At 38.0% G+C, this 13,113-nt stretch carries 13 protein-coding genes; 7 read left to right on the top strand and 6 right to left on the bottom strand.

The window, feature by feature from the left end; genetic code table 11:
- The first annotated feature begins 167 nt into the window (after positions 1-167).
- From SOM16_RS02975 to namA, 3 genes are all read left to right on the top strand, one after another.
- Positions 168-587 carry a DoxX family protein gene (locus tag SOM16_RS02975; protein ID WP_320462498.1) on the top strand — a complete coding sequence of 140 codons (420 nt, stop codon included), beginning with the start codon at positions 168-170 and terminating at the stop codon, positions 585-587.
- Positions 588-589: 2 nt separating this feature from the next.
- Positions 590-1,579, top strand: coding sequence for an aldo/keto reductase (locus SOM16_RS02970; RefSeq protein ID WP_320462497.1), 990 nt, complete (start codon positions 590-592; stop codon positions 1,577-1,579).
- A 95-nt stretch (positions 1,580-1,674) separates the two neighbouring features.
- On the top strand, positions 1,675-2,751 hold the full coding sequence (gene namA, locus SOM16_RS02965; protein ID WP_320462496.1) for an NADPH dehydrogenase NamA: 1,077 nt from the start codon (positions 1,675-1,677) through the stop codon (positions 2,749-2,751).
- Between the two features lie 161 nt (positions 2,752-2,912).
- Here the strand turns inward: namA and SOM16_RS02960 are convergent, their stop codons facing one another.
- Together SOM16_RS02960 and SOM16_RS02955 are read right to left on the bottom strand one after the other, a co-directional pair.
- The gene (locus SOM16_RS02960) at positions 2,913-5,231 is read right to left on the bottom strand and encodes a TonB-dependent receptor (RefSeq protein WP_320462495.1); all 2,319 of its coding nucleotides are present in this window, start codon (positions 5,229-5,231) and stop codon (positions 2,913-2,915) included.
- A 167-nt stretch (positions 5,232-5,398) separates the two neighbouring features.
- Positions 5,399-5,686: a hypothetical protein gene (locus tag SOM16_RS02955; protein WP_320462494.1), complete on the bottom strand. Its 288-nt coding sequence runs from the start codon at positions 5,684-5,686 to the stop codon at positions 5,399-5,401.
- 150 nt (positions 5,687-5,836) lie between these two features.
- Between SOM16_RS02955 and SOM16_RS02950 the strand changes: the two genes are divergently transcribed.
- From SOM16_RS02950 to SOM16_RS02935, 4 genes are all read left to right on the top strand, one after another.
- Positions 5,837-6,409 (top strand): TlpA disulfide reductase family protein, encoded by a 573-nt coding sequence (locus SOM16_RS02950; RefSeq protein WP_320462493.1) that lies wholly within the window; start codon positions 5,837-5,839, stop codon positions 6,407-6,409.
- A gap of 78 nt (positions 6,410-6,487) precedes the next feature.
- Positions 6,488-7,006 carry a GNAT family N-acetyltransferase gene (locus tag SOM16_RS02945; protein WP_320462492.1) on the top strand — a complete coding sequence of 173 codons (519 nt, stop codon included), beginning with the start codon at positions 6,488-6,490 and terminating at the stop codon, positions 7,004-7,006.
- Entirely contained in the window at positions 6,991-7,473 is a 483-nt protein-coding gene (locus SOM16_RS02940; RefSeq protein ID WP_320462491.1) for a MarR family winged helix-turn-helix transcriptional regulator, read from the top strand. Before SOM16_RS02945 ends, SOM16_RS02940 begins: the two co-directional genes overlap by 16 nt.
- A gap of 69 nt (positions 7,474-7,542) precedes the next feature.
- A complete protein-coding gene (locus SOM16_RS02935) occupies positions 7,543-8,601 on the top strand; it encodes a nucleoid-associated protein (protein ID WP_320462490.1) in 1,059 nt (352 codons plus the stop codon).
- Between the two features lie 194 nt (positions 8,602-8,795).
- Here the strand turns inward: SOM16_RS02935 and SOM16_RS02930 are convergent, their stop codons facing one another.
- From SOM16_RS02930 to SOM16_RS02915, 4 genes are all read right to left on the bottom strand, one after another.
- Positions 8,796-10,142 carry a DUF58 domain-containing protein gene (locus SOM16_RS02930; RefSeq protein WP_320462489.1) on the bottom strand — a complete coding sequence of 449 codons (1,347 nt, stop codon included), beginning with the start codon at positions 10,140-10,142 and terminating at the stop codon, positions 8,796-8,798.
- A gap of 90 nt (positions 10,143-10,232) precedes the next feature.
- Positions 10,233-11,210 carry a MoxR family ATPase gene (locus SOM16_RS02925; RefSeq protein ID WP_320462488.1) on the bottom strand — a complete coding sequence of 326 codons (978 nt, stop codon included), beginning with the start codon at positions 11,208-11,210 and terminating at the stop codon, positions 10,233-10,235.
- On the bottom strand, positions 11,191-12,381 hold the full coding sequence (locus tag SOM16_RS02920; RefSeq protein WP_320462487.1) for a DUF4350 domain-containing protein: 1,191 nt from the start codon (positions 12,379-12,381) through the stop codon (positions 11,191-11,193). Before SOM16_RS02920 ends, SOM16_RS02925 begins: the two co-directional genes overlap by 20 nt.
- Positions 12,378-13,112: a DUF4129 domain-containing protein gene (locus SOM16_RS02915; RefSeq protein ID WP_320462486.1), complete on the bottom strand. Its 735-nt coding sequence runs from the start codon at positions 13,110-13,112 to the stop codon at positions 12,378-12,380. Before SOM16_RS02915 ends, SOM16_RS02920 begins: the two co-directional genes overlap by 4 nt.
- Position 13,113: the final 1 nt, after the last annotated feature.

Genomic DNA, 13,113 nt, shown 5'->3' with positions numbered 1-13,113 from the left:
AACTTTTATCATGTCTACTGTATTAGTTAAGTAATACACTAATGTATGATTGATTTTTGAAACTTCCAAATTATTTTATTTTTCTTCGGTAGATTCCTTTTATAACATCTTTGTAAAATGTAGCGGTAATTAAAGAGAAGTTAAAACATCATCAACTTGGAGATTGTATGTTTATAAACAATACGATAACAATGGATAGTAAATGGGCTTTTTTATTAAGCAGATTGGCAATCGGATTAAGCTTTTTTGGACATGGTTTAGTAAGGTTGCCCAAGCTTCAGGGGTTTAGCAATTGGATGGTGGAACAATTTTCAAAATCCATGTTGCCAGAAATTTTGGTGATACCCTTTAGCTATGCGCTTCCAGTATTAGAATTTGTGTCTGGTCTCCTGATCTTGATTGGTTTATTTACCAGGCAAGGTTTACTGTTGGCTGGAGCAGTATCATTGGCCCTGATCTTTGGCACCACCATGATCGAAAACTGGGAAGCATTGCCATCACAACTCATTCATGTCGCATTTTTATCGGTGTTGTTGGCTTACCTTCCGCATAACAGTTATGCGGTTGATCACTTTATAAAAAAATAGAAATGGAATACAGGAAAATAGGAAATTCAGATTTAGAACTTTCAGTAATTACTTTTGGCGCATGGGCTGCAGGTGGCTGGATGTGGGGAAGTACAGATAGGAATGATGCCATCGGTGCAATTAGAGCCTCGTATGATTTAGGGGTTACGTCTATTGATACCGCACCAATTTACGGACAGGGCGATAGCGAAGAAATTGTTGGCGATGCCATTAAGGGAATTTCGAGAGATAAACTTCAAATCGTAACCAAGTTCGGAATGCGTTGGGATTTAGATAAAGGTGATTTCGGCTTCAAAAGTAAAAACAACGAAGGGAAAGATATTGATATCTATAAATACGCAGGCAAAGAAAGCGTAATTTACGAATGCGAACAATCTTTGAAACGCTTAGGTACAGATTATATCGACTTGTATCAAATCCATTGGCCGGATGTAACTACGCCAATTAGTGAAACGTTCGAAGCGGTAAGTAGACTAATTGAACAAGGAAAAGTTCGTTATGCCGGAGTGTGCAATTATAGCGCAGCGCAATTAAAGGAGGCAGATCAAACTTTAGAAATTGTTTCTAACCAGATTCCATTTAGTATGGTAAATCGTGGTGTGGAAGAGGAAACCGTGCCTTATTGTATCGAAAATAATAAATCGGTTTTGGCATATAGTCCGATGGAGCGTGGTTTGCTCACTGGAAAAATTACACCAGATTACAAATTCGAAGAAGGCGATCACCGTAAGGGCGTAAAGTTCTTTACCCCGGAAAGCATTGAAAAAACAAACGCTTTTCTGGCGAAGATTAAACCTCTTGCCGATGAGAAAAATGCTTCACTTTCTCAATTGGTTTTACGTTGGACAGTAGAACGTCCCGGAATTACTATTGCATTGGTTGGAGCAAGAAATGCAAAACAATCTGTACAAAATGCAGAAGCAATCAACATCAAATTAAGCAATGATGAAATTCAATTCATTAATACTGAATTGGAAAGTGCGGGCTTTTAATATCATAACAACAATTAACCAAAAGAAAAATGCAAGGTTTCTTCACTATTTTATGATAAAACTTTGGGTTCTTTGCGGTAAATCTTAAATAAATTATGTCAAAATTATTCTCTCCTTTAACGTTAAAGGATGTTACCCTAAAAAATAGAATTGTCATCTCACCGATGTGTCAGTATTCGGCTGTAGATGGTTTTGCAAATGACTGGCATTTGGTTCACCTGGGCAGCAGGGCTGTTGGTGGTGCAGGTTTAATTATCCAGGAAGCCTCGGCCGTAACGCCTGAAGGTCGGATTACCTACGGAGATTTAGGAATCTGGAAAGATGAACATGTAGAAAAATTAAAGCAGATCGTTTCCTTTATTCATGAAAATGGTTCAATTGCCGGCATTCAGTTAGCGCATGCCGGCAGAAAAGCCAGTTGCGAATTGCCATGGGACGGTGGTGAACAAATAGCTTCAGGCGAAAATAGCTGGAAACCAGTTGCCCCTTCACCCATTCCTTTTAAGCAGGGACAAGTTGAACCACATGAACTAAGCATTCCTGAAATTCAGGAAATTGTTTTTGCCTTTCGTGCTGCCGCTAAAAGGGCTTTGGATGCAGGTTATAAAGTGGTGGAAATTCATGCTGCACATGGTTACCTATTACACGAATTTTTTAGTCCGTTGAGTAATAAACGTACAGATGTATATGGTGGAAGTTTCGAAAACCGCATCCGTTTGGTAATCGATGTGGTGGAAGCTGTACAATCGGTATGGCCAGAAAATTTGCCGCTATTTGTACGTATCTCTGCAACAGACTGGACAGAAAACGGCTGGAACGAAAACGATTCCATTCAGTTGTCTGCGGTATTAAAAGATCGTGGTGTAGATTTGATTGATACTTCATCAGGAGGAAATGTGCCTGATGCTTTTATTCCTGCCGGACCAAATTACCAGGTGCCCTTTGCAGATAAAATCAGAAATGAAATCGGCATTTACACGGGTGCTGTAGGCGTAATTGTTGATGCAAACCAGGCAGAAGAAATTTTGCAGGAAGGTAAGGCGGATTTAATTTTTATCGCCAGAGAGTCCCTTCGCGATGCTTATTTCCCAACTCATGCCGCTCAAATTTTAGGCGACGACATTGAATGGCCTAATCAATATGTAAGAGCGAAAAGGGAAGCTAAAAAGTAGGTTCTTAATTGTTATTTTAATAATAGAGTTATCAACTTTAATAGCAAAGTGACTATTAAAGTTGATAACTCTTAGATAGAATTTATTTTTAATTGATCGTCATTTCGTGCGTAGCCGAGAAATCTTTAAGCTAGGTCAACGAAAAACGATCAACGTTCTCCCTATTTCGCCACCATAAACGGTACGTATAATCCAAAAGTGATATTCCTTCCGGTATTGTAAATACCTAAGCTTGGATCTTCAGAACTTAGACGGCCGGGTTTATACCTGCTCAATGCATCATAATATTTCTGGTTTAGCAGGTTATTCCCTGATACAGAAAGTTTAACAGGTTGTTTACCTAAATTAAAGGTTGCGCCAATGCCTGCATTTAATAAAGTATATCCGCTGGTTGGCGTTTCAAAGGTTTCATCCACACGATTTTGTTTAAATGCCGAGTTGATACCAACGGAAAGATAAGCATCGTTAGTGCCTTTAAATTTCGGCTCGAAGCGAAGTTCGTTTCTCAATGTACCTGCAGGGATAAAAGCCAAAGGTCTATCTAAAGTGCTATTGTGTGCATGAACATAACCGAAGGTATTTTCAAAATGAATGAAAGAAACCGGATGAATGGTTAAGCTTGCTTCTGCACCGTATAAATTAGCATTTACCTGGCCATAACGATAAACAGGATACTGCGTGCCTTCTGCAATGGTGGTTTCACCATTGGTTGATGCGTAAATAAAATTGTGGATATAATTATTGTAAACACTTGCACTTGCACTAATGATTTTACCCTCATACTCTAAAGCAGCGTCTACCTGATAACTGCGCTCCGGACTCAAGTTCGAATTTCCAATTTCGTAACGGAAAGTACCTTCATGTACGCCATTGGAAGCCAGTTCTGCCGGGTTTGGCGCACGGAAAGCTGAACCTGCATTTGCCTTAAAGTTTAATTCATCATTAAACTGGTGGGTAAAACCTAAGGCCCCACTTACGTTAGAAAACTTGTTTTGGAAAGGAGCAAAGCGTTCTTCATCATCTACAAACAATTGTTTGCCGTTGTTTTTGCGGTAATCGTAACGGGCACCAATGCTAAAGGTATTGCTTTCCCAATTCTTTTTGGCATAAGCAAAGGCACCGATACCATAAGTGTTGTAATTTGGAATCAAAAATTCATCGTCTGCTTTATTCTGACTACGCCCGGCATCAGCGCTGATACCGAAAACAGGCTGCCACCCATCCGTTTCATTGATGTAATACTTTAAATCAGCATTATAAGTCTTGAGGTCAAAGAATAAAGAAGGGCTTGGTCCATCTTCCAATTCACGACGTTGATTTTGCTGGTAACCGAAATCAGCTTTCAGATTTCCGTTAGCTAAAATAAAGTTATTGTTTAAAGCAATTTTAAAATGCCTAATGTCTTGACGAGGATATTCTAAACTTCTGCTTTTAAAATCTGAATGTAAAAACGGGTCACCATCTTCTTTCACAAAGTTTCCGTTGGCATCTAAACTTGGATCGTAAAAACCAATGTTATTGCGGAAACTGGAAACGTTTAAATGAGAATAGCCCCAGCTTTTGTTTAAGCCAACCATACCACTTAAATCCGTTTCGTTAAATCCCGAATTTGGAAAATATCCGGTAGGTGTTTTAAAAGAATAAGCATTTTTATAAGTTCCACGCGCTCTCCATACAAAGCCATTTTCATTTCCGGTAAGCATTAATGAGTTTGCCGTTAAACCATTGTTGGTAGAATAATTGCTAATTAATTCACCTTTAACCTGGCCGTTTGGTGCCGTGCTTGGTTCCAATAAATTGATTACACCACCTAGTGCATCCGATCCATAAATTAAGGAAGCCGCGCCTCTTAATACTTCAACGCGGTCTGATTTGAACTGATCAATTTCAATTCCATGTTCATCACCCCATTGCTGCCCCTGCTGTTTGATACCATCATCTAAAGTTACAATACGATTATAGCCCAAACCCCTGATTACGGGTTTCGAAATCGATGGTCCGGTGGTAATTTGAGATACACCCGGAATTCTGGTCAATGCATCAATCAAATTGGTAGACGGTGCAAGTAACTGATCTTTTGAAACCACTGCAGATGAAGTACTGTTTCGTTTACTGGTACTACTGATCATGCTACCCGTAATCACCACTTCTCTTGTTTCGATGGCAGTAGGCTGCAAAGCAAAAGTGATGTTTGGTGGCGTAGCAAAATTTATAATTTGAGTGGCTGTTTTATAGCCGATATAGTGCACCTCCATTAGATAACTTCCTTTTGATGGAAGATTGTTGATGGTAAATTCACCATCATTATTTGTTACTGCTGTAACCTTTAAATCTGGAATATAAATGGTTGCACCTGGCAGTGCCTGATTATTACTGGCATCAATAACTTTACCTGTAATGTCTTTAAAAGCAGTTGCAAAAGCAGTGCTGCTTAATAATGTATAGATAATCACTAAGCCGATTAGCTGTAATTTTTTCATTTGTTTTAATGTTGAAACATGATTGAGCATATATGATTTATTTAATCATAAAACTTCATCACGATAGTAAATTGTAAAGGATAATAAATAACCAGGCAAAGCTTATAAAAAGCAATTTGCAGTTATATTAAATAATAGGAGGTGATATACCTCTAAATGATAGGTGTTTAAGCTAAAGGAGGGCCGCGAAGACTGGTGCTGAGCAGTTTAGCGTATGAACTTTTTAAGGTAGATTCTTTCTGACTGGAAATAGTTACGGAAAGAAAAATCCGATACACGTTATGGGTTTGTACGTAGTTTTTCTCAAAACTGGCATTACAAATTAAACAAGTATCGCCATGGGCTTCCACATGTGTAACATGATGGCAATTGACTTCTTTTTTAGGGATTGGAATTTTCTGGTGATGATGTAAAACACTCCAGGGTGTTAAAGCAATAGCAAAAGCGAACAGCATAAATGCTGAAAAATATTTCTTTATATTTTGCCGATGCTTTTTCAATGGTTCAAAAGTAGTAATTATTAGTTATAAACTTCATCTTTGGAAAGTAACATTGCTTATATCAGTCTTTAGGCACAAAAAAATAAAGAATTATTGGTTTGAAATATGAAATGGCTTAAAAAAAATAGTATTAACATTGGTATTGTAACCTTGCTATTGGTAATCATCCTCGTTCCGGATGCAAAAGCAACTTTAATCAAAGGCTTGATGACGATAGGGTTTTTTAAGCCAGATGTTGAAGAAGCAATATCAGCTGCTCCAAATCTGGATGGCCTTAAGTTTAAAGATGTAAAAGGCAATACGGTAGATTTGGGCGATTTAAAGGGAAAAGTAATTTTCTTAAATTTCTGGGCAACCTGGTGTCCGCCATGCAGAGCAGAAATGCCATCTCTAAATAAACTATATCTGCAATTTAAAGACGATGATAAAGTGGTGTTTATCTTCGCAGATGCCGATGGAGAACTTTCAAAATCGAGCAAATTTATGGCCAATCACAACTATCAGATGCCCGTTTATAAGGTTGAAAGCGATATTCCTGAACAAATATTTGCTGGTGCATTACCTACCACCATCATCTTTGATCAGCAAGGTCGGTTATCTTTTAAGCACGAAGGAGTAGCAAACTACGCTGATCAAAAGATTGTGGATTTTCTTCTGAAATTAAAAACGGCCAGATAGTTCACTACAATTTGCAGATAAAAATATATTTTAATTTATGTAGTTGACAACGTATATTGCCTGCGTTATATTTTGACTATGCAGAACGACTTTAAAATTGAAAGGTTAGGTAATCAATCCTGCCCAAAAATCATTGATCTTATCTTACCCATTCAGCAGATAGAATTTAATGTTGAGATTGATTTAGCTGCGCAACCTGATTTATTGGATATTGAAAAATATTATGATGGTTCTGGAGGAGCCTTTTGGGGTGCGATGTTAAACGGCGAATTGGTAGGCACCATTGCCTTAATCGCTTCGCCGGAAAACCAGTCGGCCACCATTAGAAAGATGTTTGTGAAGAAAGAATTTCGAGGTAAGGAACTGGGGCTGGCGCAGATCTTATTTGAAACCCTTTTAGCTTATAGCCAGAAAAACACTTTAAACAAGGTGTATCTTGGTACTAAAGATATCTTGCAGGCTGCATGTCGCTTCTACGAGCGCAATGGATTTCAGCAAATTGCTATGGCAGACTTACCTGCTTATTTCCCCCGGATGGCGGTAGATAACGTGTTTTATCACATAAATTTAGCGTATTCATCATGGAACAAAATGTAATTGACGCTTCTGGATTATTGGCAATTTCTACCCGTTTGCAAAGGCTCAGCGATCAGATTCGAAAGGATGGTTTGATGATTTATAAAGCATTTGGTATCGACTTCCAACCGAAATGGTTTCCAGTGCTGTATACTTTACATAAGAAATCGATAATGAGTGTAGTTTCACTTTCCGAAGAGATTGGCTACGCACATCCTTCCACCATTAGTCTATTAAAAGAATTAGAGAAGGAAAAGTTAATCCGATCAACAAAAGATAAAACAGATACCCGCAAACGTTTGGTTGAACTTACCGATAAAGGAAAAGAACTTCTTTCTACTATGGAGCCCGTTTGGGAAGTAATTGTTAAAGCCACGGCAGAGATTACAAATACTGAAAATAATTTAATGAAAGCCATTAATGAGGTAGAGGCGACTTTAAAAGAAAAAAGCTTCTTGCATAGGGCAGAAGGTTATATTGGAAAATAATTGTTTTTTGAATGGGAGAATGGTTGACTTTCGGGAAGGTTAACCAATCATTTTGTTATTTTTGCCGCCATGATTTCATTTTTCGAGGCTAACTTAAAACAGCTTTCCATCCACCATACCGGAAATAAACTGGTTGAAGAATATTATAAATTATCTGATGCGCCGCTTAAGCTAGACGACGAGGTTTTAGGTAATTTACTGATGCAATATTTTCTTAAACCTTTCGAAAAAGTGAATGAGGTATATCATTTTTTCCATCCGAATGATAACTTAAACTTAAACGAGGTTTACCATTTTGCACATGAAATTTTCGAAAATACCGAGCTTTTTCATGAAGACTCGCAGCAGCTGGCCAAATATTTATACGATGTAGCCAATCATCCGAAAATTAAATCTGGGGAGTTGTATGTAGCCTATTTCGAAAAGGTACAGATTGAAGGGGAACAACTGGATGTATTGGGCATTTTTAAATCAGAAACTAAAGATACCTATTTAAAGGTTTTTCCGAAAGATGATGGCTTTAATATGAGCTACGAACAAGATGCCATCAGCATTAACAAACTGGACAAAGGCTGTTTAATTTTTAATACGGAGAAAGAACTGGGCTATAAAGTGGTGGTTTTGGATCAGTCGAAAAGTAGCAACGAATCTGCCGTTTATTGGAAGGATGAATTTTTAAAGTTGAAAATTCGCAACGATAGTTATAACCAAACCAATAATGTTCTGGGCGTTTACAAGAACTTCGTTACGCAAAAGCTTGATGATGATTATGAAATCAGCAAAGCCGATAAAATTGATTTGTTAAACCGTTCCATGAAGTATTTCAAAGAGAAAGAAACTTTCGATATTGAAGAGTTCGGGAATGAAGTAATTGGAAATGCCGAAGGAATAGAATCATTCAAAAACTATAAAAAGAATTACGAAGACGAATTTGAATCGCCCATTGCCGACAACTTTGAGATTGCCGAATCTGCAGTGAAAAAACAAGCCAGGGCCTATAAAAGTGTTTTAAAGCTTGATAAAAACTTTCACATCTATATCCACGGAAATAAAGACATGATCGAAAAAGGTTACGACGATGATAAATCAATGAACTTTTACAAAGTGTACTTTAGAGAAGAAGAGTGATAGGAGTCATTAGTCCTTAGTCAGGAGTCTTTAGTCCAGTTCTAGCATAGACTACCGACTAAAGACTTTGGACTGAGGACTTCTTCAGGGACACCATTTTCTATTCTCTAAGCTAACCCCGTAACCCTCTAACCTCCTAACCCTCCATGCTTTATTCAAGAATAGACTACCGACTAAAGACTTTGGACTTAGGACTAAATCCTTTGCTGTGCTTTCAAAGCCAGATACTGATTAATCACATTAACCGTTAGTTTTTGTGGGGGCGTAAGTACTGAAAGAATGCCATGTTTACTCAGCTCTTTAACCATCAGCTTTTTCTCGTAAATAAACTTTTCAGCAATGGTTTTGTGGTAAATGCCTTCAATATCCTTAGCTGGTTCGGTGCTGAGTGCTTTAAGTTCGGTGTTTTCGAAAAATACCACCAGCAGTAAATGGTACTTAGAAATTCTTTTTAAGTAGGGAAGCTGCCTCTGGAGAGCAGATAAGCTTTCGAAATTGGTAAAAAATACCAGCAGGCCCCGTTGCTTAATTACGGCCCTCACCGAGCTATATAAAAGTTCGAGATTACTTTCCAGGTACCTGGTTTTCTCTTTATATAACACGTTCATAATGGTGCCTAACTGCCCGGCTTTGCGATCTGCCGGAACAACAGCGCCAATAATTTCAGAAAGGGTGATTAAACCCGCCTTATCCTCTTTAAGCATTGCCACTTTGGAAAGGGCAACAGTGGCGTTGATGGCGTAGTCTAATAAACTTAAGCCTTCGAATGGCATACGCATCACCCGGGATTTATCAATAATGCAATAAATATTTTGCGAGCGCTCGTCAGTATAGGTGTTCACCATTAAAGCACTTTTTCTGGCCGTGGCCTTCCAGTTAATGGTGCGGATATCATCACCACCTACATAATTTTTAATTTGATCGAATTCTGTACTTTGACCAATTTTTCTAATTTTTTTTATGCCAAATTCTGTAAGGTAACGGGATACTGCCATCAATTCATATTTACCAAGATTAATAAATGATGGATAAACAGGAAGCACTTTTGCGCCATCAAAATTATAACGGCGGGTTACAAAGCCTAAGGGTGAGCTGATAAAAACCCTGATAAAACCAAAATCATATTCGCCACGTTTGGTTGGCCGTAAATTATAATGGATGGATTTGATGGCACCGGGCTGTAAACTTAATCTGAAATCTTTATCACGCAACTGAAATTGAAAAGGGATTTCATCAATTACGCGTACCTTAACCGTAAAGCCATATTTGTTCTTTACCTCAATTTCAATCGGATTTTCATCGCCATTGCTTAAGCGTTTCGAGGTTAGTCTTTTCGCCTCAATGCCTTGAAGATTACGGTATAGAATAAATAAATCAATAATCCATAAAATGAATACCATCCCGAAGACAATCTCCGGTATTTCACCCAGCCACCTAAAAAAAAACTTTAGCAGAAAAAGTAAAATACAAAATCCCAGGGCCGCAAATAAGCGGTCAGTTAAAAAGAGATTGGTATAATATTGCTGAAAGATTTTTTTCAAAATGTGGTTAAGTGTTTTTTTATTATAAACTTAGAACTGCCAACTGATTATTGTCAACTGCAAACTGTTAACTGAAAACTGCAAACTGAACTATCTCGGTACCTCAATTTTCTTAATAATTTGATGCACGATATCACTTGTGGTTAAACCTTCCATTTCCTTTTCTGGCGATAGCAAAATCCGGTGGGCCAATACAGGAACAGCAACCGCAATGATATCATCAGGAGTTACAAAATCGCGGTTTTGAATGGCTGCTAGTGCTTTTGCACTGTGTACAATGGCTAAAGATGCTCTCGGTGATGCTCCTAAATACAGTGATGGATTATTGCGGGTTTCATTTACAATTTTGGCAATAAACTCCAAAAGCTTAGGTTCTACAAATAAATTACGGATAATGGCTCTGGCTTCCTGAATTTGCTGAACAGATAACACTGGCTTTACATCTGCCGCCAGACTTTTGTTTACCAGCGTATGCTGTGCCATCAGTATGGCTGTTTCTTCTTCAAGTGATGGATATTTTACCTCAATTTTGAATAAGAATCGGTCTAATTGTGCTTCCGGCAAACGATAAGTTCCTTCTTGCTCAATTGGGTTTTGCGTGGCCAACACCATGAAAGGTTCGTCCATCTGGTAGGTTTCGCCATCAATTGTTACCTGGCGTTCTTCCATCACCTCAAATAATGCCGATTGCGTTTTTGCTGGTGCACGGTTTATTTCATCAACCAGGATAATATTTCCAAAAATTGGACCTTTTCTGAATTCAAAATCCCCACTTTTAGTATTAAAAATAGGGGTTCCTAATACATCAGAAGGCATTAAATCTGGCGTGAACTGCACACGGGAAAACTGTGCAGCAATAGATTTGGCCAGTAGTTTGGCACTTAGGGTTTTGGCTACCCCCGGCACACCTTCAATCAGGATATGTCCATCGGCCAATAAGCCTACAATCAAAAAATCGATAACCTGTTTTTGTCCGATAATGATCTTGCCAAGCACACTTCTTATCTGTTCTACCGCCGCATTCAGGGCGCTTAAATCGGTGCGTTGGTTAAATTGTTCCTGCTCCATGGCGTTGCGTAATTTTATAAAACTGTTCTATACTATCGTTTAAAATAATGAGTTCATGGTCGCTTACGCTTGCCATGGTAGGTATCTGCATAATATACCTGGTTAGGGTTTTTGCAGATGGCTCATTAATGCCCGTTTTCTCCATTAATAATTGCGAAAAATTAGGGTCTATTTCATTCGTTTTCACGTAATACCTCGATCGCAAATGCTCCAGAAAGTAATTGATTTTCTTCATGGCAATATCCTGATTATTCCGTTCATGGTAATACACACTGCCAACTACATTTACAAACTCGACGGAAGAATTTGTCATTGGATCAACAGTAGGGATAATGCGTTGTTTTCGTTTGATTTCGTAAAGCACAAAAATAATCAAGCTGAAAATGGTGAGGTAATAAGCCCATTTCAATTCTGGATGTGCAAAGAAAACCCTCAAAACATCTGTTGTCTCATTTTTTTGAGCCGAAAAGTATTCATCGAGAATAATGGTTTTGCTATTTTGAAGGTAACTTAAAGTTTTGCCTGCATATTCTGCACCATATTTATCGAGCAAAACAAAGTTGGTGTAAAAGCCGGGTTCGGCCAGGAGATAAAGTGATCCTTTGCCTAAATTATACCTAATAAAATTAGGTTGATTGGAAGAATTAATTCCTAAAACCGTAACTCTTTTCAGGTCAAGCGCAGTGAAATACTGACTCCCGATGCCGCGTTTAAAGCCATAGCTGGCATCTGTTTTTAGGTTTGGATTAGTAAAATTCAAAGCACTTCCATTGCCCGACATTGAGCTGGCTGTATTAAATTTCAGCATTTTCTCCAGTTTGCCAAAATCGTAGCTGGCTATAAATACATTGTTGCCGGCCTGAATATATCTTTTAAGTTGTTCAAAATCATGTTTGGCCAGGTCTACTTTCTGTGCCACGATTAAATAAGCAGATTGGTTATACGATTTGTTTTTGAGCGTATTGTAAATAGGTCTTTTTGTCTGGATAACCATTGCTTTTGGGGCAATATCTTTAATCCTATTAGAGAAAATGAAGGTTCCGTAAGGAATTTTATCTGTAGAAAGATAGGTAGGTGCCCAATTTGTTGGCGTAGGCTTGTTGTATTGTGCCACCAGGTAAGCCAGGATGATGATTAGACCCAGTGCGAAATAAATTTTGAAGCCTCTCATTTAATCTGATTGTTAAACTGGTTAAATGATTGTTTGATGGGCTCAAACTTATCTGCATCTATCGGGAAATCTCCATACCAGATATAATCAAACTGGAGTGTGAGGTCGCTAAAACCATTTTTTAATTCTGGTTTACTAATTTCCGTCAGGTAGTTGTAATTGGTTTTATCAGGTTGCCATTGGATAATCTGTGCATCGCTCAGTTTCTTCAATGCGCGTAAATAAAGTAACCTTACTGCAAGGCGAAATTTGCCTTCACCTACCAAACGTTGCAATTCTTTATCGTAATCTATTTCATGGATATTTTCGTTTAAAACATCGTAAGGCAAAATGGTCTCAAGTGGTTTTTTGCTAAAGATATTTTTTGCACCAATCATTTTTACAATAAGGAATACGAGTAATGCGATCCCTAAACCAATAAAAAAATATTTGGAAATCGTATTTGATGCTGCACCGACAAATAATCTATTGATCATTTTCCAAAACCACATCCAGAATCTCTCCCATAAGGATAATTGTCTGACTTCCAGCTCATCATATTGAAACTCCTTTTGTTCTTTGTAATCACTAATGGCACGTTTGTCGAATTTTGCCGGGCTAATCTTACTGCTATCTGTTTTTATTGTTCTTTTTTCAGGCACAGGTTTTACAGCCTGCTCTTGTGCATTACCGATTATTGGTGCAAGACAGAGTGAAAAAAATAAAAAGTATTTAAACAGAAATTTCGACATT

It is taken from the genome of Pedobacter sp. CFBP9032 (assembly GCF_034045265.1).
GTDB lineage: Bacteria > Bacteroidota > Bacteroidia > Sphingobacteriales > Sphingobacteriaceae > Pedobacter.
Note: the sequence above shows the minus strand (reverse complement) of the source record. Positions and strands in the feature narration are given on the sequence as shown.